Consider the following 25,861-nt stretch of genomic DNA (forward strand, 5'->3'; position numbering starts at 1 on the left):
GTATTATTTGCTATAATATCAATAGAATCTTGAAAACTTGATAAATAATATTAGTTTATAAAGATAATTCACTATTTAATTAGTGAATTATCTCATTTTATTTTTTCCTCCTATGATGATCTATCCCTCGATTCTAATTATTGTTTTTACGGATTGATTTTTGAGCATTCTACTCATTGTTAAATTATAATGTCTTTCATTATAAATTTGTTGAAATGATGTAAAATATTTCTTTGTTTAGCTAAACTGAACAAAAAATATTGGCAAAATTCCTGGCAATCATCAGATTATTATAAAAGGCAAAATGTTTTTACAAGAGGTTAATTTAAAGGACCTTCTCATATAGCAATTTTTAATGAGTTAAGAAATGATTCTTTAAGAGTTGATGTTATATCAAATTCTAAAGAGGGTTTAAAATATTGTGGCAGCATCGCCAAATACTTATTGATTTTTGATGAAAAAAATAATATTAAAGAAGCAAAATCTTGGACAGCTCATTATGAATGTCTGTAATTAGTATTTGGAAAAATATCTTCTGCTAGCCGTAATTTTATCCCCAAGTTACCTCACAATTTTGTCGAGTGGCAGATAGATAAATAAATAATTAAATCAACCGCAACTATGGTGGGTTTTTTGTTTAAAAGGCTGCTACATTTTTATTAATGAAGTCAGAAGAAAACTCTGATTTGTGAAAAATAAGTATATTTACAATTATACAGATCATTTGGGAAATGTAAGATTAAGCTATCTGGATAATGGAAGCAGTATCGAAGTTCTTAAGAAAATAATTATTGTCCGTTTGTATTGGAGTACGAAGGATACAATCCTTTGGCGGGAATGCAAGCTATAAATACAAGTACAACGGGAAGGAGCTTCAGGAGACCGGAATGTATGATTATGGCGCAAGATTCTACATGCCGGATATCGGAAGATGGTGTGTTGTTGATCCACTGGCGGAAACTTCAAGAAGAGTTAAACCTTATCACTATGGTAATAATAATCCTATACGTTTTATTGATCCGGATGGGAGAAATTAACATAAGTTCAGATTTAAAAATTTAGACTTTAACAACTTTTAATATAGGTACAACGGTAAAGAACTGCAGGAGACAGGAATGTACGATTATGGAGCAAGGTTTTATATGCCGGATATTGGAAGAAGGGGTGTTGTGGATCCGCTTGCGGAAAAGATGACACGATTTAGTCCTTACAATTATGCGTTTAATAATCCAATCAGATTTATCGATCCTGACGGAAGACAAACAGATGATTGGCGAAACAAAAATGGACAGTTAATTTATGACCCCAAAGCTAACGATGGAAAAGGAGCGTATACAAAGTTTGCTACAAATAAAGACAGAGCATATGGAGATGGTTTGAAAAATTCAGGTAATAAAGGTGCCACACAATTTGATCAATTAGTAACTTCAGAGTTTCCAACAACTGTAGAATAAAGTGAAGATAACCACCCTTTTTCATTGGGGGAAACGCATGCAATTGAGAAAGATGGCAAACTTGTAGGTTTTGAGATTACAATATATGAGGGATCTAGTGAAGATGCCTTTTAAAAATCCAGACGAAGTTTTAAATTCTGCTGACGCAGATAATGTGAAGAAGGGAAATTTAAGCGCTTTTGTTATATCAACTTCAACTTTCGGTCATGAGATTGGCCATGCAAATGAAAAAAACTACCAACTACATAAGAAACAAGAAGAAACTGGTATTGTTGACCCAAAAATTAACAGCGAAACAATACCAACAGCTATCGGAGAACAGATTCTTAAAGAAATGAGAGATAATAAAATTAAAAAAAATAATTATGACTAAGTACTTTATATTGCCTTACTTTTCATAGTTACTTGTTATAAATCTCAAAATATTACCACGTTTCCTCAATTAGAAACAATATAAGAGAGACACTTTTTCAAAAAGGTTATATATCACAAAATGCGTATTCTCAAAAAAGGTTTTACTGTTCATGGAACTTATCAAGGAAAAGTTGATGAAAAAAAGTTACGGAATGGTATATATGATCTTTATTTAGGAAATCATAGTCCTCAATTCCAATTTATTTACGAGCGAAATAAAATTATTTTTTTAGATATTTATTCTTACAAGAATTTTTTAGAATCAATGAGAACAGAAATGTTTTATTTATTTGAACAGAAATATTGTAGAGAAATTATTGTTGATTATCTAAAGAGATTGATTAGAACACATTACAGTTGTAATAGAAATCTAAGAGATCTGTTTAATAAAAATTGTGAATTTCCAGAAAAAAGAATACCAAGCACATTTTATTTAAATGAAATTAAGAGTAAAATTATTACCGAAATTGCGCGGCAAGAGAATTTTGAAGAAGGAAATTTGCAAAGTGAAAAAATTGAAAACATTGCAGTTGGTGAGTTAAGTGTATATTTTGGTATCAATGCGAAAGAAAAATTGGTAGAAGGGATTTATAGTTATGTTAATATAAATTCTAGTGTTTTTGATAATAATTATTTTAACCTAAATGGAAATAATATTAATTTTTTGAAAATGGATTCAGATGAGTCATTCATTAAATCAATTCAGGAAATAATTTTATTTGGAGAAGATAAAAATATCTGTTCTGAAAAAACTATTTGGTATATCGAACAATTATTTTCAATTTATATGGAAGACTCTTGTCTTTCTAAAGTTACGAAAGATTTGCCGTAAACACTTTTTAAATTAATTATAAGTTTCAGGAAAAAGAGCGACAAGAGACAGGATTTTATGCATTTAAGTGGCGAAACTATATTCCTGATGTTGGACGTTTCTTTAACATAGATCCGCTTTCTGAAAAGTATTCTTATCAATCGCATTACAATTTTTCTGAAAATAGGGTAGTAGATGGTAGAGAATTAGAAGGTTTGGAGTGGGTGCCGAATATAAACTTAGAAAACAAAACAGTCAACTTACATCTTACATATAAGCCTGTAAATAATACTTGGCGGAGTTCTTTCTAATGCACAAATGGCAACATTAAATCAAAAACGAAACGCTCAAATTGTTTCATCACTTGGAGGAAAATATTCTCATGGAAATCTAGTTACGGTTACCTTCAGTGAAAGTGACAAATCTACTATTGTTAGAGAATATAATATTTCCTATGATACTAAAAATGTGGATGACTTTAAAAATATGAATCCTGATGAGATAACTTTGAGTGTATTAAATACCAATGGTATGGCAGATAATTCTGATAACACTCAAGTGAACAGAACTCAAATTAATGTTTATACTACCGAAGGTATGCCTCATGATGCAAATGGTAATTTGCTTTATGATAAAAGAGATAGTAGCAAATTAGCGCAGACAGGTGCTCATGAGGATCTTCATACATCCGGACAAAAACATAATAGTAAAGCTACTTTATCATCCCCTCCTGATAATTTAATCGGAGAAGGTGCTCCAGGTTTAAAAATGACACCAGAACAAAGAACAGAGTCTATAAGGTTAATAGAACAACAACAACCAAAAACGAGATAATGAAATCTTTTAAAACAATAATAATTTGTTTTTCATTTGCTGTTATAAACTGCTCTACTGTAAAGACAACAGAAATATATGGTACAGAAATGGAAATAGTTAAGAATGTACGATCAAAGGTATTAATTGAAAAATTTAATGCATATGATAAAGATAAATCATTCCTAACTTTTATGTCAGAATTTGACAATTTTATTACAGTCAAAAATGGCGATAGTCTAATCTTTAGTAAAAAAAGTAAAACAATGCCAATGTTAGGATTTACAACTGCTTGCATAATTTTTAATAACAGAAATATTACAATAAGGATAAATTTTTAACATATGAAAACAACATTGCAATTTTTAATTGAATCACTGCTCTTTAGGAGTGGGGATCCTATAGGGAATATTGAGCAGGTTCTGTTTGCCAGAAAAATGGCGGACTGTGAAGGTATACCTAATTGCAATAGGCTGGCACGATTGACTTTTAATGATCTTACAGTGAATCAGGCATTAGCGGGAGCAGCGTCTCTGAATAAAACCTTGGTACTTGGTTTTGAGGCATGGAATGACAGTGTTTTGCACCTGTGTATTAGAATTGGAAAAAGTGTGGTGAGCATTGCAACGGGATATTTGCCAGGTCTTTAGATAGTGATGTATTTGTAATACCGAGAAGCAGTACTTTGATAAAAACTGTTTCAGAAAGAAATTAGGTATATTTTTAATGATAAGTTCGTAAAACTTTGGTTAGAAATCCAGAGTGGATGCAGTAATCGAAAGGTGTGCAAAATGATAGGATATATTTAAATTTTGAACTTGATACAGTGGAAGGTGAAGAATCTGCGCAAATAGATGGCAATTTTTAAAACGGTAAGATGCTTGGATCCCTACATACCTTGAAAAAATTTCAAGAAACATTTATTCAGCCTAGTCTGTTATTTTGGTGGAGGGCGATTTTATGCAATTATTACGAATCCTTTTTTGGCAAGTATAGTTTTTTAGTTTATGATATTGATCTCAGAAGAAAAATAGTTAAAAAAAATGAACGTTGTTCAAAAAATATTTATAAATTTGTATCATAATATTATTTATGAGTATCAGCGAAAGAAAACAGAAGGAGAAGGAAGCACTAAGGATGCTTATTCTTAACGGAGCCAAAAAGCTTTTCGTTGAAAGGGGGATCGAATGCACCACGATCAGAAGCATAGCAGATGAGATCAACTACAGTGTGGGTACTGTCTATGTTTATTTTAAAGACAAGAATGCAATCTTCCATGATCTGCATTCGATAGGTTTTCAGGAGCTAGGACAGTATTTCAGCGAGCTTTTTGCAATCGAGGATCCTATGAAGAGACTTCGGAAAATGGGATTTGTCTATATCAAGTTTGCAATGGAAAATTCTGAGATGTATGATCTGATGTTCAATCTGAAAGCTCCGATGGATTATCTCGAGGAACAGAAAAATAATCTATGGCCGGAAGGAACCGAGACATATGGCTACTTAAAAGAGACTGTAGAGGAATGCATGATGCAAGGTCATTTTGAGGCTCATAATTCCGAAGCATTATCTTTTATGATCTGGAGTCTGGTTCACGGTATGTGCTGTTTAGAGATCCGTCACAGAACCAAAGGCATTAAATTCAGCAGTCCGGAAACTATTCTTTCAGAAGGCTATAACGAATATTTGAAAATCTTAGAAAAGATGTAAATTTTTTTGTCAATAAAAATGAACATCATTCAAAATAAAAACGACGTGTAGATTAATTTAGGTAATAGTAACTGGTACTACTAAAACGAACTCTTAAATATTTATAACAACCATGGACAGAAGATTTTTATTAAGAACGGAACTCTCGCATTTCTGGCGATTTCCATGCCTTCTGTCTTCTTTAAAAACATTGATATGGACTCAAGTAATCAAAAATTGTACGATATAATTATCGTAGGTGGCAGTTATGCGGGACTCTCTGCTGCCATGACACTCGGACGTTCTATGAGAAATGTCCTAATTATTGACAGCGGGAATCCCTGCAATAAGCAGACCCCTCACTCACATAATTTCTTAACAAGAGATGGTGTACCGCCTGGAGAAATTGCGAAAATTGCCAGGCTAGAGGTTGCCAAATATCCAACCATCGAGTTTTATGAAGGTTTCGCAGTGAGTGGAAGCAAAATATCAGAGGGTTTTGTTATAAAAACCTCAGATGGGAAGTCATTTATAACTAAAAAACTGATTTTTGCTACCGGAATTGTAGATTCACTACATGCTATCACAGGATTCGCAGAGTGTTGGGGCATATCTGTCATACACTGTCCCTACTGTCATGGATATGAGGTTAGAAACAAGAAAACAGCAATATTAGCAGATGGAGATCGTCTGGTTTATTTTACCTCGTTAATTAAAAATCTGACCGATGATGTCACCTTGATCACATCAGAGATAAATGCCAGTAATGCTGACAATATTGCAATCCTTCAAAGAAATGGTGTCAAAATAATTGAGAAAAAAATCTCAGAAATACAGCACCACAACGGATATATCGAAAAGGTCATATTTTCTGATGGAACAGCAGAAAGTTTTGAAGCAATGTATGCACCGGTACCATTCCTACAGCATTCTAATATTCCACAGGAATTGGGATGTGAGCTGACAGATGCAGGTCTTATCAAAATTGATGAATCTCATAAAACTACCTTAGAGAGTGTATATGCAGTTGGTGACAATAGCAACATGTTAAGGTCCGTTTCATTGGCGGTTTCATCAGGATCTGTTGCGGGAGTAAAGATCAATGGGGAGTTATCTGCTGAAATGTTTAGATAATATCACAGTTAAGTTTCTTAATTGAAGGTGATAAAAATCTCTTTTGAAATCCCTTACTGATGCTCAGATCAAGTCAATTCTGATTTATAGACTATCGGCAGCTTGAACAACACTTTTTTTACAAATTTATGAACAATGTTCAAATTATATCCAATGTTATCAATTAAAAATTTATCATCAATGTTTCTGCTATGCCTTGGTTTTCTTGGGTATGGTCAAAAACATCTCGACCGTTACGTTGAGATCGGTCTTGAAAACAACGAAGTGATCAAACAGAAGAACTTTGACATCAATAAAAGTTTATATGCGCTGAAGGAAGCACAATCATTGTTTTCGCCCAATGTTGCCTTTGTTACCAATTACACCATTGCAGACGGCGGAAGGACCATTGACATTCCGATCGGGGATATGCTAAATCCAGTGTACAGTACATTGAATCAGATCACGAGTTCCAACGCTTTTCCACAACTCCAGAATCAGTCGGTATTGATCAATCCAAACAATTTCTACGATGTCAAGCTTCACACGACGATGCCTCTGTTAAACTATGAGATCATCTACAATAAAAAGATCAAGGCCCAACAAACGACGTTGCAAAAGATCGAACTGGAAATCTATCAGCGTGAATTGGTCAAGGAAATAAAGATCGCCTACTACAAGTATCTGCAATCTGTGGAAGGTATCAGGATCTATGAAAATGCATTGGCCATCGTCAAAGAAAATCAAAGGGTCAACAGATCACTTTTTAAAAATGACAAGATCAACAGAACTGCAGTACTCAGAAGTGATAACGAGGTAACTAGAATCGAGGCGAATCTTGAAACGGCAAAAAACACAAGCAAAAATGCAAAATCTTATTTCAACTTTCTTCTCAATCAAAAGCTGGATTCAGAAATCGAAATCGACGAGATCCTTGAACTTCCAAACGAAATGATCACAGAAAATACATCGAGCAGAGAAGAATTGAAACAATTGGGACAGGCAAAGGAGATCAACGAAAACGTTTATCAATTAACGAGATCCAACTGGTTTCCAAAACTAAGCGGATTTGCAGATCTGGGATTGCAGGATTTTGATTTTAAAGTGGATAGGTCGTCCCGCTACTATTTTGCAGGTCTGAGTCTGGAATGGAATATTTTCTCAGGTAACAAAAACAAATTTAAGCTGAAGCAGGTGGATGAGGACAGCAAAAAGATCAGTTCTCAGATCGACAATGTAAAACAGCAGCTGCTGTTGCAGTTCGAGGTTTCCCAAAACAATCTGAGATCGGCATTGGAACAGTATGAATCCGATAGTAAGCAAAAAGAAACTGCCCAAAAATACAACGGAGATGTTACCAAACTGTACAAAGAAGGAATGGCCATTTATATCGAGTTGCTGGATGCCCAAAATCAGGTGGTCAATACTCAGCTGAATGCCAATATTTCCCTGTACAATTCCTGGATCGCCTTTGCAGAGCTGGAAAGGGCCAATGCTACATTTAATTTTAAAAGATAAAAATTAAAAGATCATGAATAAAACATTAAAAATATCAATGCTTTCTCTTTTATTTATCATGTCCTGCAAAGAAGAGCAAAAAGAAGTCAAACCCTTGGAAAGTGGCGAGATCATTCCCGTGAAAACGGCATCGGTCGGATCTCTGGCGCTTGCCGGAAACATCAGCGCATCAGGTTTGGTGACGACAGAAAACGAAACGACCTATTCCTTCAAGATCGGTGGAGTAGTGAGCGGCGTGTATGTTGAGGAAGGTCAGTTTTTCAGAAAGGGTCAGCTTCTGGCAACACTGGATGAGACCGAGATCCGTGCCGGTCTGAATCAGTCCGATCTGAATGTTCAGAAGAATGAGCGTGATTACAAACGTGCAACCAATCTATACAAGGACAGTGTGTACACATTAGAGCAGGTTCAGAACACAAGAACAGGCCTTGACATTGCGCGCAGACAAAAAGATGCCGTTGCTTTCAATGCCAGATATGCAAAGATCTATGCAAGCTCTGACGGCTTCGTTTCACAGAAAATAGCAAACAAAGGCGAGATCGTGGGTCCGGGTTCTCCGGTTCTGATGATCAATGAAACTTCTCACAACAACAATTACTTACTGAAAGTCGGTTTGACAGATACCGAATGGGCATCCACAAAGATCGGGCAAAAAGCAGTGGTTACACTCGACGGCTATCCTGGAAAGAAATTCGATGCCTTTGTGTTCAGGAAATCACAGGCAGCCGATATGGCGCTCGGATCTTTTCAGGTGGAGCTCAAACTGACGATGAATGACAGCAAACCAGCAGTGGGAATGTTCGGAAAGGCAGAGATCCAAACCGATCATTCCGAAGACTTTATTGTGATCCCTTATAATTCTCTACTCGAAGCTGACGGAAACAGAGCCTTTGTCTTTGTTGTTGAGAACAGCAAGGTCAAGAAAAGACCGATCACGATCGCCAAATTCGAAAACAGCAAAGTTTTCGTACAGGATGGACTTCAGAAAAGCGATAGGATAGTGATCTCCAACAGTGCCTATCTGAACGAGCAGTCGAACATTAAAATCATTAAATAACAACTAATGAAAATTACAAATTTTGCTGTAAAAAACTATCAGTTCACACTGATCATGTTTCTTCTCGTTGCCGTAGTGGGTATGCTGACACTGTTCACAATGCCAAGATCGGAAGATCCGGCAACGCATCCGCCTCAATATCTGATCACGGTCATTTACCCCGGTACAAGTCCAAAGGATATGGAAGAACAGGTGGTTAAACCTATTGAAAATAAGATCTATGGATTGGAGAATATCGATAAGATCCTGACCACTGTGGAAGATGGTGTTGCCGCCTTTGAGGTCAAATTCAAATATGGCGTTGATGTGGACAACAAGTACCAGGAAATTTCCACGGAGATCAATGCACTAAAAAACAGTGAGCTTCCAAAAGACATCTATCAGATCAAAACAGAAAAGATATCCTCGGCCGATGTCAAAATTCTTCAGGTAGCCTTGGTGTCTGAAAATGCTTCGGAGAAAAAAATGCACGACGAAGCAGACAAACTTAAAACAAAACTGGAGAAGATTACCAATCTTAAAAACGTGATCTATTCAGGGATTCCGGAACAGGAGATCAGGGTAGATCTGAAACTGGATAAATTGGCTCAGCTGAGAATCCCTCTGAATGTCGTGATGGGAAGTTTACAGAGCGAGGCTGCCGACATTCCGGGTGGAAGTATTGATATGGATACTAAAGTTTTCAACGTAAAAACGAGTGGTAAGTTCAAAAATGAGGAAGATGTAGCCAATACTGTTATCTACAATGCGAACGGAAAGATCGTCTATATGAAAGATGTTGCCGAAGTGGGTTACAGATCGCAAACGGTAGATCATATCACGAGGATCAACGGACACCGATGTGTTCTTGTCAGTGCAGGGATGAAGGATAATGTCAATATTACAGATGTTCAGAAAGAATTTGAACCGATCCTTGAGCAGACTGCAAAGGATCTTCCCGAAAATATCAAATTGGTTAAAAACTTCGATCAGGCGAATATGGTTTCGCAGCGTCTCGGGCATTTAGGTTTCGACTTTGGGTTGGCGATCATATTGGTCATTATCACGTTATTGCCTTTGGGAACGCGCGCTTCGGTGATCGTGATGATCTCCATTCCTTTGTCACTGGCACTGGGATTAATTGCAATGAACGCACTGGGATTTTCATTGAACCAGTTAAGTATCGTTGGTTTGGTAGTCGCTTTGGGACTGTTGGTCGATGACAGTATCGTGGTCGTCGAGAATATTGAAAGATGGCTGCGTGAAGGGCATTCCAAGAAAGATGCGGTCCTGAAAGGCACCAGACAGATTGGTTTAGCAGTCGTTGGTTGTACCGCTACGCTGATCATTGCGTTTCTGCCTTTGGCATTCCTTCCTGATGTTGCAGGAGAATTTATGAGAAGTCTTCCGATGGCCGTGATCACGAGTGTTTTAGCTTCGATGTTGGTCGCGTTGACGTTAGTTCCTTTTCTGGGGAGCAAGTTTCTGAAGACCCACGACCACGAAGGCGGAAATATCTTTCTTCAATACCTTCAGAAATTCCTGACCAACACCTACAAGGGCATTATGCCTAGAGCTTTGAAATATCCCAAGATAACGATAGGAATTTCATTGGCCTTGAGTGTTTTGGCATTTGCGTTATTCAGTTTCACAGGATTTAAACTGTTTCCGACCTCTGAAAAACCGATGTTCCTGATCAATATCAAAATGCCCCTACAATCCAACATTTCCGAAAGTGACCGTGTGGCGAAGATCGTTGAGTCTGAATTAAAAAATCACAAGGAAATCACCTATTACACTTCAAATGTTGGAAAAGGAAACCCGCAGATCTATTACAATGTGCATCCACAGGACAGAAAACCGGATTTCGCACAAGTCTTTGTTCAATTGGATGACGAGGCAAAACCAGCTGTAAAGACCGAACTGATTGAAACCTTGAGAGAAAAATTTAAGACAATACCTTACGCGAAAATTGAGGTCAAAGATTTCGAACAGGGAACACCGATTGAAGCCAATATTGTAGTTCGCCTTTTTGGTGAAGATCCAGCGGTGCTGCGATCACTCTCTTCACAGGTTGAAAATATTCTGAGAAAACAGGAAGGAACAGTTTACGTCAACAATGAGTTGAATACCTATAAAACAGATGTCAAGGTAAAGATTAATAAAGAAAAAGCAAGAACGTTAGGCGTGATGACCAGTGAGGTCGATAAAGTGATCCGCCTTGCCATTGCCGGACTTCCTGTTGGAGATTACATTGATGACCGCGGTGATTCAAGAACCGTGACCTTAACTTTGCCAAGGGAAAAATTCTCCACTCTTGATGCTTTGAAAAATCTTTATGTCAACAATGTTCAGGGAGCACCGATCGCACTGAATCAGATCGCGACGGTTACCTTTGAAACTTCGCCAACAGCGATCAACCACTTCAATAAGTCAAAATTTGCCAAAGTTTCGGCAATGACGGCCAAAGGATACTATGCCAATGACCTGCTGGTGGATATTGTTCCTCAGCTTGACAAACTGAAAATGCCGCAAGGCTATTCTTACAAACTGGCTGGTGAAAAAGAATCTGAAGGCGATGCACTGGGTGGTAACTTTATCTCGGTCATTATTTTAAGCACATTCCTTTTCATTGCGGTCTTGTTGTTACAGTTCAAAACATTCAAAGGGATCATTATTGTTTTATCCATCATTCCATTGGGAATTTTAGGTGGCGTTATTTTCCTGCTGATCGATGGAAGCCCGATGTCGATGGTTGCGATCATCGGATTCATCGGACTGTCGGGAATTCAGGTTAAAAATTCTCTATTGCTGGTAGATTTCACAAATCAGCTCAGACTGGAAGGGAAGTCGATCGACGAAGCCATTGCCATTGCCGGAGAAACACGTTTTCTTCCTGTGGTTTTAACTTCCATCACAGCGATCTGCGGATTGATTCCTTTGGCGTTAAATTCAAATCCCTTGATCGCGCCTTTGGCGATTGTGTTGATCGGAGGTTTGATAAGCTCAACGATTCTCTCAAGAATTGTGACCCCTGTAATGTACAAACTGATACCGCCAAGTCTTGATATTATAAAAGAAGAAGAATATTAAAATTTAAAAAAATGAAGGAATATATTTTAATTACAGGAGCATCATCCGGAATAGGCTACCAAATGGCTATTCAACTGGCAGAGAAAGGCAAAAATCTGATTTTGGTGGCGAGAAGTGAGGAAAAGCTGAAAAAGTTGCAGGAAGAACTGATCAGTATCTACAAGGTCTCTATGTATTGCATGGTCAAAGATCTTTCTGTGGTGGATAATGCTATAGAGCTCTACGGTGAAGTTCTGGAGAAAAATCTGTTGGTTACAGGTCTGGTCAACAATGCCGGTGTTGGAACTTATGGAGAATTCATAGAAACTTCCCTGGAAGAGGAACTGAAAATGATCGACTTGAACATTTCCAGTTTGGTGGTACTCAACAAACTTTTTGCGACTGATATGGTAGCAAGAGGATCAGGCCGGATCATGAATGTATCCTCGGTTATGGCATTTCTGCCATTTCCGTATTATTCCGTTTACTCTACTACGAAAAGTTTCGTGCTGGCCTTTGCGGAAACACTCGCTTCCGAACTTGAGGGAACGGGCGTTGTAGTCACTGCATTGTGTCCGGGACCGATCGATACGGGATTTTATACAGAGGAAAAGCTCAAGGCCAAAATGGTAAAAACCAACAAGCCGATACATCCTGAAGTCGTGGCAGAAGAAGGTGTTAAACTGTTGCTATATGGAAAAGGGAAGAAAATCGTTGGTTATATGAATTGGTTTCTTTCCAATCTGCCCAGTATAACTCCTTATTTTTTGATGATGAAGATCAAAAAGAATTTAGCAGGCAAAAGTTTGTAAAAAATGATGAAGTGGTAAACGGTGATTTCCTTTGAAAAATCGTAAAAACGTTATTATATGACGGCAGGATATAACCTAATTATACTTTGTGATTATTTCCTGCTTTTAGGCATTACGATCATATCATATCATATCATATCAATCAGGCATATCAATTATGCTATGTCTGATTTTTCTGATACAGCATATAATGGTGCGGTATTCCATTAGATTATCTATATAGCCTTTTTGTAATACCTACATTGTTCTTTATTTAATTATTGCTTTAACAAACTTACTAATAATAAGATCTCTTTCCCGGCCAGAAAATTTCCCCGATGCAAAACATACTGTAATGATTCCATGAACCAGGGATATCATACCATAATACACTGTATCGATTTCACTTTCCCTTAATTTTCTTTGTGCAGGAAGCGAATTTTTTATTACAGCCTTAAAATCTACCGCCAATTTTTCAGCTTCAGATCGATAATGTTCTCCTGAAAGTTTTTCAAGTGATTTACTTGACATCAGGAGATATAACGATTTATTCTCAAAAGCGAATTCTATGTATCCGGTCAGCATTTTTTCAAGCGGTGAAGATGACCCTTCGGAATTTGCCACAAACTTTTCCATTTGTTTACGTAATTTTATAAAACCAATATCTGTCAGTCTATCTGTTATTATTTCCTTGCTGCGGTAATGTGCGTAAATAACAGGTAGTGAATATTCGATCCTTGAAGCAATTTTTCTCATACTGATTCCGTCAATTCCTTCTGTGGTCAAAATATGCAGCGCCACGTCAAGTATGGAACGCGCAACTTCAGCTTTTTTCTTTAAAATCCGTTCTTTACTTCCCACAATTCACCTTTATTGTTTATCAAAACTTCTTTTATGTAAAATAGTATAATTTGAGCTTTCTTGTAGATGCTATTAAAAAAGGATATCCAAAATCCTTCCATTTTTATTTTTACAGTCCCGTGAACTCGACTTGTGATGCGATGGAATGTCTAAAGTGCAGAAAAAATTGCTGAACACATATGAGAATGAAGATAGTGCAAAAAGGTCGCTTAAAAAATATTGAGCATTTGGATATTCTAATTCCTTCCTATCAATAGCATCCTGAACTTCTGACATCAAACCTTTAAAACTTAATAAAATATCGTCGAAGAAATTTTGAAGATCTTTACTTGTTGTATGCCTAACCATAAGAAAAACATCAATGTAAGGATACAATTCGCAGATCTTGTCTGATTTTTCCAAAAATTTAAGAATTTTATTTGTAAGATGATCTTCATTGATGAGCGTGTCATAACGAGGTTTTACCAACTCCGAAAGAATTTCTTTTGTCACAACAGACAAAAGATTCTCTCTTGACCTGAAATAGTAATGAATTACCGTTCTGCTTACTTTCGACTTTTCTGCAACATCAGACAAAGTAAACCCGAAATTGCCATCTTTCAGAAGAATCGTTACTGTTGAATCTTTTATTTTATTTTCTGTATCGCTCATTTCATTATATTTTAATATAGCAGCCGGAAATTTTACCAACTGCTATGACAAGAAAAAATTAATTATGGTCAATTTTAATATTCATAGCTGAATCTATTGCCATCCGCCTCCAAGCGCACGATACAGATCAACCACAGCATTCAGCTTTTGAAGCTTGATATTGGCCAAACTCAATTCTGCCTGCAGCTTATTGTTTTGAGCGGTAATGACATCGAGATACGTCGCCATATCCTGCTGGAATAACTTGGTTGAAGTATTTACTGCCTTGTCTGACCTTGAAACCAAACCGACAGTAATGACTTCCTGTTTATCGGCAGATTCAATATTCGCCAAAGCATTCGAAACTTCACCAACCGCGCTTAAAACGGTTTGTTTGAAATTGATCTCGGATTGCTCCATTGCGATTTTTGACTGTTCGTACTGGGTCTTCAATTGTTTTCCGTTGATTAATGGCATTGCCAATGAACCAGCGGCAGCACCAAACAAAGAGCCTGGAATATCGAACCAGTTTTTGAACGTAAACGAGTTCAAACCACCTTGTGCTGTTATATTTAAAGCCGGGTACATACTCGCTTTGGCAACTTTTACATTAGCAAATGCTTGTCTTACGGTCAGTTCACTGCTTTTTACATCAGGCCTGTAACTCAGAAGTTCCGCGGGAATTCCTACTGATCTGTACTCCGGCGTCTGCATATTCGCTAGTTTTAAGGTTCTTTGAATTTCTCCAGGCATTTTTCCGGTAAGAATACTCAGCGCATTTTCCTGAATCGTGATCGACTGCTCAATCATCGGAATCGTTACCAGCATCTGGTCACGTGTATTTTCCTGTTGCTGAACCGATAAACTTGTTGTAATTCCCAATTCCTGCTGTTTGGTAATCATTCTCAAGGTATTTTCGACCAGTTTTAAATTCTGATTGGTAATATCCAATTGCGTATCCAGCATCAAAAGATTGTAATAGCCCTGAGCAATCTGAGCAACCAATTGCGTCTGAACCGCTTTTGCAGCTTCCTGAGTTTGTAGATAGGCTGCCAAAGCAGATTCTTTTCGTCCCTTGATCTTGCCCCAGATATCTGCTTCCCACGAGATTGACAGGTTTGAATTATAATCTTCGACAAAACTTTTTCCTGTTATTTGTGGCGTGAATGCACCGTTTAAACTGTTATTAGATGGTCGGCTGATGGATGCCGTTGCGATGTTTAAATTGACATTCGGAATATTTCCCCACTTTGAACGGGTGTAGCTTAATGCTGCAGATTCGATTTGCTTGATGGAAACTTTAAGGTCATTGTTATTTTTAACGCCGCTGTCAATAAGTGACAATAAGGTGGGATCTGTGAAAAACTCTCTGTAACGGATTTTTGCAATACTGCTTTGTGTGCTGTCCTGCGTAATAACCAGTTGAGTGGTGTCTCTGAAACTCTCGGGTAATTCTGCTTCCGGAGCCTTATATTTCTGAACAGTACACGACGCTATACTTAAGAGTACAGCTACGGTTCCGATGCTTGTATATAATGTTATATTTGATTTCATTGTACATTTTTTATCCGCCGATAACCTGAGTAAGCAAGAGTGCGATGCTTACTCAAAAATTATCATTTGGTCTCTAAACTATTATATTAATGATTTTGTTTTGCGAGTTTTGAAGGTTCATAATCCCATATACTTTCATCCAGGGGTTTACCACTGATTCTCTCTTGCAAATATTTAAATACTACGAAAAGAACTGGGGTAATAAATACTCCGAGAACAGTTCCGAACAACATTCCGAAAACCGCTGCATATCCGATGGAATGATTTCCGATTGCGGATGGTCCCGATGCAAATAATAATGGAAGAAGACCTGCAATGAACGCTAAAGAGGTCATCAAAATGGGTCTTAATCTCGCTTTCGCCCCTTCCACTGCAGCTGCCGTTAAACTCTTTCCTGCTTTCCTTCTCTGCATAGCAAACTCTACAATCAGTATTGCATTTTTTGCCAGAAGACCGATGAGCATTACCAAAGCAACTTGCACATATATATTGTTTGCAATATCAGCAATTGAGATTCCTACAAATACCCCTAACAATCCTGTCGGAATTCCCAACAACACTGCAAACGGAACCAGATAACTTTCATATTGCGCGGAAAGAATAAAGTAAACGAAGACAAAACACAGTCCGAAGATCACCGCCGACTGTCCGCCAGAAGACTGTTCCTCACGAGCCATCCCTTTCAAATCATAAGAAAATCCGGTTGGTAAATTCTGTGCACTCACTTCTTTCAAGGCGGCCATTGCCTGACCAGTACTGTATCCTGGAGCTGGCATTGCGGTAATGCCGATGGCATTGAACAAATTATGATGATCCACGACTTCCGGTCCGGCGGTTTGTTTAAGCGAAGCCACCGTGCTTACCGGAACCATCTGTCCGACATTATTTTTAATGTTAATTCCATTTAAAGAATTAGGGTCGGCACGGAACTCCGGTGGAGCCTGCATCACGACACGATAGTATTTACCAAACCTGTTGAAATCCGACGCTTGCATACTACCATAGTAGCCCTGCATTACAGACATTACATCTGAAACATTCACACCTAATTGTTTTGCCTTAACTTCATCAACCACCAATTCATATTGCGGGAAAGAAGCATTAAAAGTGGTAAATGCCATTGCGATCTCAGGTCTCTGCATCAATGCACCGATGAAGGAATTTGATGTTTCATTGAATTTGGTCAATGAGCCTGCCGTCTTGTCCTGAAGAACGATCTCCAAACCGCTTGTAGTTCCGAATCCCGGAACTGTCGGCATTCCGAGAACAAAGAACGAAGCTTCCTTGATCTTGTTGACTTCACCCTGAAATTGTACAATTAACTGATTAATATCCTTTACCGCACCTCGGTCTTTAGGATCTTTTAATTTGATCATCAACACCGCACTTGAAGAGGAAGTACTGAAATTTAACATATTGAGGCCATTTACTGAGGCAATACTCTTCACTGCAGGATGGTTCCTCAGCATTTGTTCACCTCTGGTTACGACTTCTGTTGTACGGGATTGTGTTGAGCCTGGTGGCAAGGATACTGTTGTCATCAAAAATGATTGGTCTTCATCAGGAATAAATCCGGTTGGGGTAATAGTGAACATCCACGCAAATAAACCAATTACAATCGCAAGACCTGTAAAAGCGACCCATTTCTTCTTTAATAAAAACAATACTGATTTTCCATATCTGAATGTCATTTTGTCAAATGATGCATTGAATCCTGCAAAGAATTTTTCTTTAAAAGAGAGTTTTTTCGGCGCGTGACCATGTGCCTGGGAATGGTGTTGCTTCAGTAGGATAGCACATAATGCCGGACTCAAAGTCAGTGCATTTACTGCTGAGATAACAATGGCCATTGCTAATGTCAGCGCAAATTGCTGATAAAAGATCCCCGTTGGTCCTTCCATAAAAGCAACCGGTACAAAAACTGCTGCCATTACTAGGGTAATAGAGAAAATCGCTCCTGTGATCTCGCTCATGGCCGACATTGTTGCCGCTCTTGCGTTGAGTTTACGGTGTTCCATTTTGGCGTGAACGGCTTCTACTACGACAATTGCATCATCCACCACAATTCCAATGGCCAAAACTAAAGCGAATAAAGTTAAAAGGTTGATCGAGAACCCAAACAGTTGCATAAAGAAGAATGTTCCTACAATAGATACAGGAACTGCAATGGCCGGAATCAAAGTTGATCTGAAATCCTGAAGGAAGATGAATACAACGATGAAAACCAGTATGAACGCCTCGATCAAAGTGTGAACTACCTGATCGATGGATTGATCCAATGATTCTTTAGAGCTGTAATTAAATACATATTTTATCCCCGGCGGGAATGATGCAGAGAGTTCTTTTACTCTTTGCTGCGCTGCAATTTCAATTTCATTGGCATTAGAACCTGCCGTCTGGAACATGGCAACCATCACACCCTGCTTGTTTTTATACAATGTTGAAATTCCATAATCATAAGAACCAAATTCCACTTTGGCAATATCTTTCAGCTTTAAGGTCGTTCCGTCAACTCCTGCTTTGATCAGCATATTTTCGTACTGCGAAGGTTCTGTATTTTTACCTTTATAGCGGATCACATAATCTAATGCCTCTTTGCTTCGCTCACCGAATCTTCCCGGTGCCGCTTCCACATTCTGTACCTGAATCGCACCGGCGACCTCCTGCGGTGTCAGGTTGTAAGCTGCCATTTTTTGTGGATCCAGCCAAACTCTCATCGAATAGTCTTTATTTCCCCAAACCATAGCATCTCCAACTCCTTTGATCCTTTTGAGTTCGGGAACAAGATTAATTTTAGCGTAGTTTTCAATAAAAAGGTCGTTCACAGAAGGGTCTTCAGAATAGATGGTTAACATTGCCAGCATACTGTTTTGTCGCTTCATCGTGGTCACTCCGATTTGGTTGACCTCTGCGGGCAGCTGGCTGGTAGCCTGCGCCACTCTGTTCTGTACATTTACCGCAGCCTGGTCGGGATCTGTGCCCAATTTAAAGACCACATTCAGCATTAGGTTTCCGTTACTGGACGTGGAGGTGATGTAATCCATATTTTCTACGCCATTGATGGCATTTTCCAACGGTGGTGCCACAGAGCGGGCAATGACTTCTGCATTGGCACCTGGATAGGCAGCCATTACCGTAACACTTGGCGGCGCAATTTCCGGGAAAGACGTGATGGGAAGGCTTTTTATCCCCACAATTCCAAGGATGACCAACAACACCGATATAACGGTCGCTAAGACCGGTCTTTTTATAATCGTTTTTAACATTGATTTTTATTATTAGAAATTAAACTTCAACCGTTTCTTAACCTTTTCCGGCTGCAGCTTTGGTTTGAGTTTTAATGGCTTGTTGATTGGCGGATTTCGGAACGACAGACATTCCCGGCTGTAATCTTTCGAAGCCTGAAACAATGTAAGATTCTCCGGCTTTGATGCCACCGGACACCATATAATTGGTACCGCTTTTCCCTGAAATTTCAATGGCTTTCTGAACCGCTTTGTTGTTTTTATTCAGAGTGAAAATATAGACTTTATCCTGAATGTTTGATGTGGATGCAATCGGAACCATAATCACATTGTCAAAGTGTTGGTCGATGACGATTTTGCCTGTATTTCCACCACGGATGATGTTTTTAGGATTGTTAAACTTCGCTCTGAAAGTTACAGAGCCCGTATTGGAATTAAACTGGCCTTCTACCGCATCGATTCTTCCTTTTTCTTCATACAGATGACCGTCCGCGATTTGTAAACCGACCATCGGCGCCTTTTTTATCTTTTCCTGAATGGTACTTCCAACCTGAGAATTTTGGAAGGTGAGGAAATCGTTTTCACTCATACTGAAATAGACATTTACTTCGTGAGAATCTGAAAGAACCGTGATAGGATCTACACCAGAGGGACTAATCAGACTTCCCAAGCGATAGTTGATCCTGCTCAGATATCCGCTGACAGGGGCTTTGATTGTACAGAATTCAAGATTGATCCTTGCAGATTGCGCCGCCGCCTCCGCTTGGGTCAATGATGCCTTTGCTCCGTCATATGCCGCTTGCGCTTGTTGTAATTGGATGTTTGAAACGATGCTTTCCTTCACCAGTTCTCTTCTACGTTTCAGGTCGATGTTTAAATTGGCCAAATTCGCTTTTGCCACGGCAACACCGGCTTTTGCGGTATTGTACTGCTCGGCATACATTCTGGAATCGATTTGGAAAAGCGGCTGTCCGGCTCTTACATATGCGCCTTCATCCACATAAACTTTCTGAAGGTAACCGGAAACCTGAGGTCTAATCTCCACATCGGTTACGCCTTCTATACTGGCAGGATATTCTTTGGAAACGAGTCCGTTGCCCTGTTCTACTTTGGAAACAGGCAATTCCATCGGAGGCATTTGCGGCGGTTGCTCGTTTTTATTACATGATTGCAGTAAAAATAGGCCACAAAAAAGTACTGAGCCCGAAATTAACTTTCTGCTTAAATTGTTCATAATTGATTAAGATTTTTTCTTAGTATGCGTCTGCAAAATTATTGACTAAAAAGTCAGACTACAATGTTAAAAAGATACCTATCGTTGTCAATAAAGAACATTTAAAAGCTCAAGTATTCAAGAGTGAATTGATTTGGAAGTAATGTTTATGCATTCATCAGTGATCTACGATAAACATTTGGACTATATCCTGTTTTTTTCTTGAAAAACTTAGTAAAGGTCGGCTGATCATCAAACCTTAGTTCTTTCATCACCTGGTTAATACTGATCCCGCTTTTTAACAATAATATTTTGGCTTCAGATATAATTTTATCTTCGATAATCTGTTTTGGATTTTTATCATAAACATCTTTAATTGTTCTTGTAAGATGGGTTCTGGTAACGTAAATCTGGTCGGCATAAAACTGCACGTCTCTTCTGGTCTGGTAATGCTGGCCAACTAGATGAGCAAACTTAAGTGCGATATCCTCTTTACGGAAAGTCTTTACTAAGGGATTTCTCTGCTTCTGCACATATCCCGCAAGTTCGTACATAACAAGGGTAACGATGCTTTTCTGCATTTCTCTGTTGAACAAAGTATCGTTTTTAGGATTATTGAGAGCTGATAACCGATCAAAATTATGGTTGATATTCAACGCGCTATTCTCACAGAGTGTAATGACTTTGGAAAAATTATTAGAAAGTATATCCAGCGCTTCCTGGGAGTTCATCTGAAAATTTAAATTTGTGAAATACTCTACCGATAGGAAAAGATTTTGAAAGCAAGTATCAGAGGACACTTCGAGAAACTCTATGATATTACTTGGATAAAGAAAAATGATATCATTTCGTTGCAGCGTGATCTGCTGAAAATCGATATTCAATCGTACATTTCCTGCTGTCACTAAAAGCAGCGAGAAACTATTGATCTTAGCTGGAAAATTGAGCTCAATGCAGTCTAAATTGTCAGGATCAACTTTGCGAGATATCAGATCTTTATTAAGCAGCTCAAAATTATTAGTTTCCACGAACTGCTCAAGGGTGTAAATTGGGATAATTGATTTCATAGGGATGTAAAAAAAAACATAATATGCAGTCACAACTTATGCCACAGGTTGAGATGATATTTGTGATCAATCTCGCATGAAATATCTAAAAGATAAATTCCTAATCAATCGAATTTTTTCCAACGTGGATATGGTATTTCAAGATTTCCTCTCAAAGTTTCTGCTTCATATTCCGTTCTGAAAATGCCTCGATCCTGTAAAATCGGTACCACAAGGTCAATAAAATCACGCAGACCATGTGGATGGTCCTGCCTGATCAAGAACAGATCCATCGCGCCTGCTTCATGCCATTTTTGAATTTGGTCTGCCACCTTTTTAGCTGAACCGAAAAATTGTGGTCGTGGCAGGCTGTTTCTTGGGCTAAGTTGCATGAGTTCCATATACTTGTCCATTGCGTCCTTCTCCGTTTCACCTACAATTGGGTTTTGAGAGACTGTAACCATAAAATTTTCTGGACGGCGGTTCTTTGACTCAACTTTTGCTCTTACTCTGTCAGCAATGTCAACTGTTTCTACCATAGTTTCACCATGCGTAAAAATTCCGTCCGTATAGGCGGCGGCATTTTCTAAAGCTTTCTCAGAGGTGCCTGCTGTATAAAGAACGGGTCTTCCTTGAATCGAACGGCTAATATTAAGCGGGCCGTCAACAGAAAAATATTTCCCTTTGTAGTTAATGTTATGCATTTTGCCATAATTTAAGAAAAGCCCATTTTCCTTATCTCGGATAAAGGTATCGTCCTCATAGGTATCCCAAAGTCCGATAACTATTTCAAGAAATTCTCTGTTCATTGGGTGTTGGTCTGCTCTTCCCAAATGACCGCGGCTGAAATTTACCATGCCTCCCGGATTGGAAGTTATGATATTTACCGACGCCCTTCCTTTACTGATCTTATCCAGTGATAGGATCTGTCTTGCTGCAGAGTAGGGATCCGCATACGATGAAGCGATGGTAGCTGACAGACCGATATTTTTGGTGTGGGTACTCAGAGCTGACATGAGACTGACACCTTCAAACATGCTCAGATAGTGAGGGATGTTTCCCGGACCGACGTGACTAACGTCTATTAAAAACAAAGTGTCAAATTTTGACGTCTCTGCAAGTTGTGCCAGTTGAATGTAGTGATCGATATTCTCACTGGCATTTGCCGGCATATCAGGATGTTGCCAGCCTACATAATTCCATCCAACTCCTTCCAATACGGCACCTAGCTTTAATTTTTTTCTGCTTTTTTCCATTAATTATCTATTAAAAATAATAAGGTGGTTGATCCCCAAAATTTCTTATGCAATTATTTTTCCTGACCTGTACAATCTTAAACCAATACGATTTATTTTGCTTGTGCAAAGTTACATAAAAATAACTTTCATTTAGATAGTACTTTCCTTTAGGAAAGTAAATGCACATAATCATTGTTAATAATTTTTAACTATCATAATTATAATTACTTTCTTTTGTAAAGTAAATTTATATCTTTGCAGAATAATTATTCTATTGATCTTGCAGTAGAAGAATTATTAACACTGTACAATCATGAACAATATAAATTCGAAAAGTAGGCACATGATTCTGGGTATTGCCTTGACAAATAATTTTGGAACGCATGCAGCGACCTGGCGTATGCCCCATGTAGATCCGAATGCTTACACCAACATCGATGTTACCGTCGAGCATGTACGGACGGCAGAACGGGGCGGTCTTCAATTCATCTTTATTGCAGACCGCTTGTTTCTATATGGAAACCTTGCTGAAGCAAATCCACTGTTTAATATGGATCCCATCATTACCCTGGCTGCTGTAACTCAAGCCACAAAAAAGATTGGTTTGATTGCTACAGTCTCTACCACTTTTACTGAGCCCTACCTTATGGCCCGTCAGCTAAAGGCTCTCGATGTTATCAGCCGGGGAAGGGTCGGATGGAATGCCATACCCAGCTATGAGCCCGACGCCTTTGCAAATTTTGGTAAAATACCACCGCCACGTGAAAACAAATATGAACGTCTCCATGAGTCGATACAAGTCATTCAGTCATTGTGGGGAAGTTGGGGATATGATGCAGGCAAGCCTGATCAATCCGGGACATACGCTAATTCTGTGCATATTCGAACGATCAATATGCATGGCAAGTATGTGGGAGCAAGGGGCCCGCTTCCTATACCGCCTTCAGACCAAGGTCAACCTGTCATTGTAATGCCTGCCAGTAGCCACTACGGCTTACATGCAGCAGCAATGTACGCTGATGTCATCATTGGTATGCCATCCAGCATCGAAGAAAGCCTTGCGCTGCGTAAAACCATTCTTAATACTGTATCAGAAGCAGGGCGGGATCCCAAAGAAATTAAGTTTATAGTATTTGTTGGATTTACTATCGGTGAAACGAAGCAGAAAGCCTTAGATACACGCCGTGCGCTTGATGTGCATACAGATTTGAAGATGCAATTAACACGTCTTTGTGCCTATCTTGGTCTAAAGCAGGAGCTTACCCAACTCGATGAGCCTCTTGACCCCATACAACTTAAATCTTTGCGGCCGCACCCCTATGACCAACGTTCTATAGAGGCAGTCAGACTGGCTAAAGAAGGATGGTCGCCTCGAGAAATCCTATCCCATGCGATCTTTGATCCATATCCGACTGTTGTAGGAACTGCAGAACAGGTTGCAGACCATCTTCAAGAGTGGTTCGAGGCAGATGCGGCGGATGGCTTTATGATGAACTTCGATGATTTTCATACAGAGATTAGTAATTTTGTGGATCAAGTCGTACCGATATTGCGTAATCGTGGCTTGTTTCATGAAGATTATGAAGGAACCACGCTTCGTGACCATTTAGGTCTTTCACCGCACTATGGCTTAGATCCACGTATCGCAAAAACTGCAAAATGGCCTGACCTATAGATAATATGACAAGTTAGAAATTAATACTGGTACGTATAAAATAGATACTGGCAACATTACCTTCCATACAAATTATTTTACATGAACAAAAAAATGTTAATCGGTCTCTCATTTGGAGCCGGCTACGGGTCACAGCCGGGGGCTTGGCGTATGCCCTGGGTAAACCCCACGAGTTTTGCAGACTTTGATATAATGGTAAAACAAGCGCAGACTGCAGAACGTGGAAAGCTTCACTTTTTATTTCTGCCAGATGGATTTGGAACCCTAGTAGATATTGAAAGCGTTCCGCCTATGACGAGTCTTGATGTCATGATGACATTGGCAGCCGTGGCCAGGGAAACCAAACATATAGGCCTGCTGGCCACAGGATCTACCACTTTCAACGAGCCCTACAATCTGGCCAGACAATTCAAAGCCTTGGATGTGATGAGCCACGGCAGGGCAGGTTGGAATGCCATTACATCAAGTACCAATGATGCTGCTGCGAATTATGGGGTGACCATACCTTCTAGCGAAGAGCGATATGGACGGGCTCACGAAGCCATACTGCTTATTCAGGCACTGTGGGGCAGTTGGGGGCGGAATGCCTGGATACATGATCAGGCTTCCGGAAAATTTGCCAATAAAGATCAAATTCTCCCGATCAATCTGCAAGGAAAGTTTGTCGGTGCACGTGGCCCACTTTACATTCCTCCTTCAGAGCAGGGACAGCCCATTATCGTCCATGCAGGTGGCAGTCCCAATGCGCATCAATTGGGAGGTCGGTTTGCAGACGTGGTCATCGGATCCGCGTTTACGATCGAGGATGCTCGCAGTCAACGACAGGCGTTCAGAGATGCGGCGGAAGGTTACGGAAGAAATCCGGACGATATCAAATTTTTTGCAGGTCTGATGACAACAATCACCAAAGACAGGCGAACCGCACTTGATCGCAGAATCCTGCTCACGGAAAAAGAAATTCCACAAAGAGTTGCCTACCTGCAGAGTATGTTGCGTATTCCGTTAAGTATTGAAGAACTGGGCAGGCCACTTTCAGAACTGCAGTTATCCAATGCGCGCCCGTCCCCGTATGATCCACGATCTGCCCATGCACTGAAAATAGCAAAAGAAGGGTGGAGTTTACGGGATATCATCGCTCACGGGGTTATAGACTATCATCCTGTTATTGTTGGATCAGGCATTGAGGCTGCCGACCATATGCAAGCATGGTTTGAAGCCGAAGCTGCTGACGGCTTCTGGATCTCTACCGATGTTTATGCTGACGGGATCGATGCGTTTGTTGATGAAGTGGTGCCTATTCTGCAAGAACGCGGACTGTTCCACAAGGAATATGAGGGGAGAACGCTAAGAGAAAACCTTGGGATTCAGGATCAGTATGGTATTGATCCTAGAATTGTATCAACGCAGAAATATTAGGATGACAACGATATCTAATGTTTCGGCGGGATCAACTTATCAAAACATGTCCGAACTGAATTCAGGTCACTATCTAATTAAAATAAATTATGGATAATCAAAATATAGCATATTCGATCTTAGAGCTTGCTGTTGTGCCGCAAGGGAGTACTTTTAAAGAAACTTTAAACAATTCGCTGGCACTGGCGAAGGTTGCAGACGAAAATAATTACACGAGATATTGGTTCGCAGAACACCATAACTCGGAATCGGTGGGGAGCAGTGCTACATCT

General features: G+C 39.1%; 22 protein-coding genes and 2 pseudogenes. 17 read left to right on the forward strand and 7 right to left on the reverse strand.

The window, feature by feature from the left end; all coding sequences use genetic code 11:
• Positions 1-688: 688 nt before the first annotated feature.
• The 14 genes and pseudogenes from OMO38_RS19445 to OMO38_RS19510 all read left to right on the forward strand — a co-directional run.
• Positions 689-1,028 (forward strand): annotated as a pseudogene (locus OMO38_RS19445) (RHS repeat domain-containing protein); the annotation flags it as partial.
• Positions 1,029-1,115: 87 nt separating this feature from the next.
• Complete coding sequence (locus OMO38_RS20365; RefSeq protein WP_406567339.1) at positions 1,116-1,454, forward strand: RHS repeat-associated core domain-containing protein; 339 nt, start codon at positions 1,116-1,118, stop codon at positions 1,452-1,454.
• A gap of 103 nt (positions 1,455-1,557) precedes the next feature.
• The gene (locus tag OMO38_RS19455; protein WP_264751843.1) at positions 1,558-1,827 is read left to right on the forward strand and encodes a hypothetical protein; all 270 of its coding nucleotides are present in this window, start codon (positions 1,558-1,560) and stop codon (positions 1,825-1,827) included.
• A 120-nt stretch (positions 1,828-1,947) separates the two neighbouring features.
• Entirely contained in the window at positions 1,948-2,700 is a 753-nt protein-coding gene (locus tag OMO38_RS19460; RefSeq protein ID WP_264751844.1) for a hypothetical protein, read from the forward strand.
• A gap of 11 nt (positions 2,701-2,711) precedes the next feature.
• Positions 2,712-2,990, forward strand: a complete 279-nt coding sequence (locus OMO38_RS19465; protein ID WP_264751863.1) for an RHS repeat-associated core domain-containing protein — start codon at positions 2,712-2,714, stop codon at positions 2,988-2,990.
• Between the two features lie 7 nt (positions 2,991-2,997).
• Complete coding sequence (locus tag OMO38_RS19470) at positions 2,998-3,513, forward strand: hypothetical protein (protein ID WP_264751845.1); 516 nt, start codon at positions 2,998-3,000, stop codon at positions 3,511-3,513.
• Positions 3,513-3,833: a hypothetical protein gene (locus tag OMO38_RS19475; protein WP_264751846.1), complete on the forward strand. Its 321-nt coding sequence runs from the start codon at positions 3,513-3,515 to the stop codon at positions 3,831-3,833. The genes OMO38_RS19470 and OMO38_RS19475 overlap by 1 nt, the downstream gene beginning before the upstream one ends.
• Positions 3,834-3,836: 3 nt before the next feature.
• Positions 3,837-4,142: a hypothetical protein gene (locus OMO38_RS19480; RefSeq protein WP_264751847.1), complete on the forward strand. Its 306-nt coding sequence runs from the start codon at positions 3,837-3,839 to the stop codon at positions 4,140-4,142.
• Positions 4,143-4,584: 442 nt separating this feature from the next.
• Positions 4,585-5,202 (forward strand): TetR/AcrR family transcriptional regulator, encoded by a 618-nt coding sequence (locus OMO38_RS19485; protein ID WP_264751848.1) that lies wholly within the window; start codon positions 4,585-4,587, stop codon positions 5,200-5,202.
• 195 nt (positions 5,203-5,397) lie between these two features.
• The gene (locus OMO38_RS19490; RefSeq protein WP_264751849.1) at positions 5,398-6,315 is read left to right on the forward strand and encodes an NAD(P)/FAD-dependent oxidoreductase; all 918 of its coding nucleotides are present in this window, start codon (positions 5,398-5,400) and stop codon (positions 6,313-6,315) included.
• A 180-nt stretch (positions 6,316-6,495) separates the two neighbouring features.
• Positions 6,496-7,812, forward strand: coding sequence for a TolC family protein (locus OMO38_RS19495; protein WP_264751850.1), 1,317 nt, complete (start codon positions 6,496-6,498; stop codon positions 7,810-7,812).
• A gap of 13 nt (positions 7,813-7,825) precedes the next feature.
• Positions 7,826-8,869, forward strand: a complete 1,044-nt coding sequence (locus tag OMO38_RS19500) for an efflux RND transporter periplasmic adaptor subunit (protein ID WP_264751851.1) — start codon at positions 7,826-7,828, stop codon at positions 8,867-8,869.
• 6 nt (positions 8,870-8,875) lie between these two features.
• A complete protein-coding gene (locus OMO38_RS19505) occupies positions 8,876-11,941 on the forward strand; it encodes an efflux RND transporter permease subunit (RefSeq protein ID WP_264751852.1) in 3,066 nt (1,021 codons plus the stop codon).
• An 11-nt stretch (positions 11,942-11,952) separates the two neighbouring features.
• Positions 11,953-12,732, forward strand: coding sequence for an SDR family NAD(P)-dependent oxidoreductase (locus OMO38_RS19510; protein WP_264751853.1), 780 nt, complete (start codon positions 11,953-11,955; stop codon positions 12,730-12,732).
• Positions 12,733-12,981: 249 nt separating this feature from the next.
• Here the strand turns inward: OMO38_RS19510 and OMO38_RS19515 are convergent, their stop codons facing one another.
• The 7 genes from OMO38_RS19515 to OMO38_RS19545 form a co-directional block, all read right to left on the reverse strand.
• Positions 12,982-13,572, reverse strand: a complete 591-nt coding sequence (locus OMO38_RS19515) for a TetR/AcrR family transcriptional regulator (protein WP_264751854.1) — start codon at positions 13,570-13,572, stop codon at positions 12,982-12,984.
• A 72-nt stretch (positions 13,573-13,644) separates the two neighbouring features.
• Positions 13,645-14,223: a TetR/AcrR family transcriptional regulator gene (locus OMO38_RS19520; protein ID WP_264751855.1), complete on the reverse strand. Its 579-nt coding sequence runs from the start codon at positions 14,221-14,223 to the stop codon at positions 13,645-13,647.
• A 93-nt stretch (positions 14,224-14,316) separates the two neighbouring features.
• The gene (locus OMO38_RS19525; RefSeq protein ID WP_264751856.1) at positions 14,317-15,756 is read right to left on the reverse strand and encodes an efflux transporter outer membrane subunit; all 1,440 of its coding nucleotides are present in this window, start codon (positions 15,754-15,756) and stop codon (positions 14,317-14,319) included.
• 86 nt (positions 15,757-15,842) lie between these two features.
• Positions 15,843-19,022, reverse strand: a complete 3,180-nt coding sequence (locus OMO38_RS19530; protein ID WP_264751857.1) for an efflux RND transporter permease subunit — start codon at positions 19,020-19,022, stop codon at positions 15,843-15,845.
• A gap of 37 nt (positions 19,023-19,059) precedes the next feature.
• Positions 19,060-20,130 (reverse strand): efflux RND transporter periplasmic adaptor subunit, encoded by a 1,071-nt coding sequence (locus OMO38_RS19535; protein ID WP_264751858.1) that lies wholly within the window; start codon positions 20,128-20,130, stop codon positions 19,060-19,062.
• 251 nt (positions 20,131-20,381) lie between these two features.
• A complete protein-coding gene (locus tag OMO38_RS19540) occupies positions 20,382-21,281 on the reverse strand; it encodes a helix-turn-helix domain-containing protein (protein ID WP_264751859.1) in 900 nt (299 codons plus the stop codon).
• 104 nt (positions 21,282-21,385) lie between these two features.
• The gene (locus OMO38_RS19545) at positions 21,386-22,516 is read right to left on the reverse strand and encodes an LLM class flavin-dependent oxidoreductase (RefSeq protein WP_264751860.1); all 1,131 of its coding nucleotides are present in this window, start codon (positions 22,514-22,516) and stop codon (positions 21,386-21,388) included.
• A 325-nt stretch (positions 22,517-22,841) separates the two neighbouring features.
• Here OMO38_RS19545 and OMO38_RS19550 point away from each other — a divergent pair, with 325 nt between their 5' ends.
• The 3 genes and pseudogenes from OMO38_RS19550 to OMO38_RS19560 form a co-directional block, all read left to right on the forward strand.
• On the forward strand, positions 22,842-24,173 hold the full coding sequence (locus OMO38_RS19550; RefSeq protein WP_264751861.1) for an NtaA/DmoA family FMN-dependent monooxygenase: 1,332 nt from the start codon (positions 22,842-22,844) through the stop codon (positions 24,171-24,173).
• An 81-nt stretch (positions 24,174-24,254) separates the two neighbouring features.
• Positions 24,255-25,589 carry an NtaA/DmoA family FMN-dependent monooxygenase gene (locus OMO38_RS19555; protein ID WP_264751862.1) on the forward strand — a complete coding sequence of 445 codons (1,335 nt, stop codon included), beginning with the start codon at positions 24,255-24,257 and terminating at the stop codon, positions 25,587-25,589.
• 89 nt (positions 25,590-25,678) lie between these two features.
• Positions 25,679-25,861: pseudogene (locus OMO38_RS19560) on the forward strand (LLM class flavin-dependent oxidoreductase); the annotation flags it as partial.

It is taken from the genome of Chryseobacterium kimseyorum (assembly GCF_025971945.1).
GTDB lineage: Bacteria > Bacteroidota > Bacteroidia > Flavobacteriales > Weeksellaceae > Chryseobacterium > Chryseobacterium kimseyorum.

Bases quoted from the DNA above. Each gene is read 5' to 3' on its own strand.
- OMO38_RS20365 (WP_406567339.1), top strand. From the start codon at position 1,116: ATGTACGATTATGGAGCAAGGTTTTATATGCCGGATATTGGAAGAAGG.
- OMO38_RS19455 (WP_264751843.1), top strand. From the start codon at position 1,558: ATGCCTTTTAAAAATCCAGACGAAGTTTTAAATTCTGCTGACGCAGAT.
- OMO38_RS19460 (WP_264751844.1), top strand. From the start codon at position 1,948: ATGCGTATTCTCAAAAAAGGTTTTACTGTTCATGGAACTTATCAAGGA.
- OMO38_RS19470 (WP_264751845.1), top strand. From the start codon at position 2,998: ATGGCAACATTAAATCAAAAACGAAACGCTCAAATTGTTTCATCACTT.
- OMO38_RS19475 (WP_264751846.1), top strand. From the start codon at position 3,513: ATGAAATCTTTTAAAACAATAATAATTTGTTTTTCATTTGCTGTTATA.
- OMO38_RS19480 (WP_264751847.1), top strand. From the start codon at position 3,837: ATGAAAACAACATTGCAATTTTTAATTGAATCACTGCTCTTTAGGAGT.
- OMO38_RS19485 (WP_264751848.1), top strand. From the start codon at position 4,585: ATGAGTATCAGCGAAAGAAAACAGAAGGAGAAGGAAGCACTAAGGATG.
- OMO38_RS19490 (WP_264751849.1), top strand. From the start codon at position 5,398: ATGGACTCAAGTAATCAAAAATTGTACGATATAATTATCGTAGGTGGC.
- OMO38_RS19495 (WP_264751850.1), top strand. From the start codon at position 6,496: ATGTTTCTGCTATGCCTTGGTTTTCTTGGGTATGGTCAAAAACATCTC.
- OMO38_RS19500 (WP_264751851.1), top strand. From the start codon at position 7,826: ATGAATAAAACATTAAAAATATCAATGCTTTCTCTTTTATTTATCATG.
- OMO38_RS19505 (WP_264751852.1), top strand. From the start codon at position 8,876: ATGAAAATTACAAATTTTGCTGTAAAAAACTATCAGTTCACACTGATC.
- OMO38_RS19510 (WP_264751853.1), top strand. From the start codon at position 11,953: ATGAAGGAATATATTTTAATTACAGGAGCATCATCCGGAATAGGCTAC.
- OMO38_RS19520 (WP_264751855.1), bottom strand. From the start codon at position 14,223: ATGAGCGATACAGAAAATAAAATAAAAGATTCAACAGTAACGATTCTT.
- OMO38_RS19525 (WP_264751856.1), bottom strand. From the start codon at position 15,756: ATGAAATCAAATATAACATTATATACAAGCATCGGAACCGTAGCTGTA.
- OMO38_RS19530 (WP_264751857.1), bottom strand. From the start codon at position 19,022: ATGTTAAAAACGATTATAAAAAGACCGGTCTTAGCGACCGTTATATCG.
- OMO38_RS19535 (WP_264751858.1), bottom strand. From the start codon at position 20,130: ATGGAATTGCCTGTTTCCAAAGTAGAACAGGGCAACGGACTCGTTTCC.
- OMO38_RS19540 (WP_264751859.1), bottom strand. From the start codon at position 21,281: ATGAAATCAATTATCCCAATTTACACCCTTGAGCAGTTCGTGGAAACT.
- OMO38_RS19545 (WP_264751860.1), bottom strand. From the start codon at position 22,516: ATGGAAAAAAGCAGAAAAAAATTAAAGCTAGGTGCCGTATTGGAAGGA.
- OMO38_RS19550 (WP_264751861.1), top strand. From the start codon at position 22,842: ATGATTCTGGGTATTGCCTTGACAAATAATTTTGGAACGCATGCAGCG.
- OMO38_RS19555 (WP_264751862.1), top strand. From the start codon at position 24,255: ATGAACAAAAAAATGTTAATCGGTCTCTCATTTGGAGCCGGCTACGGG.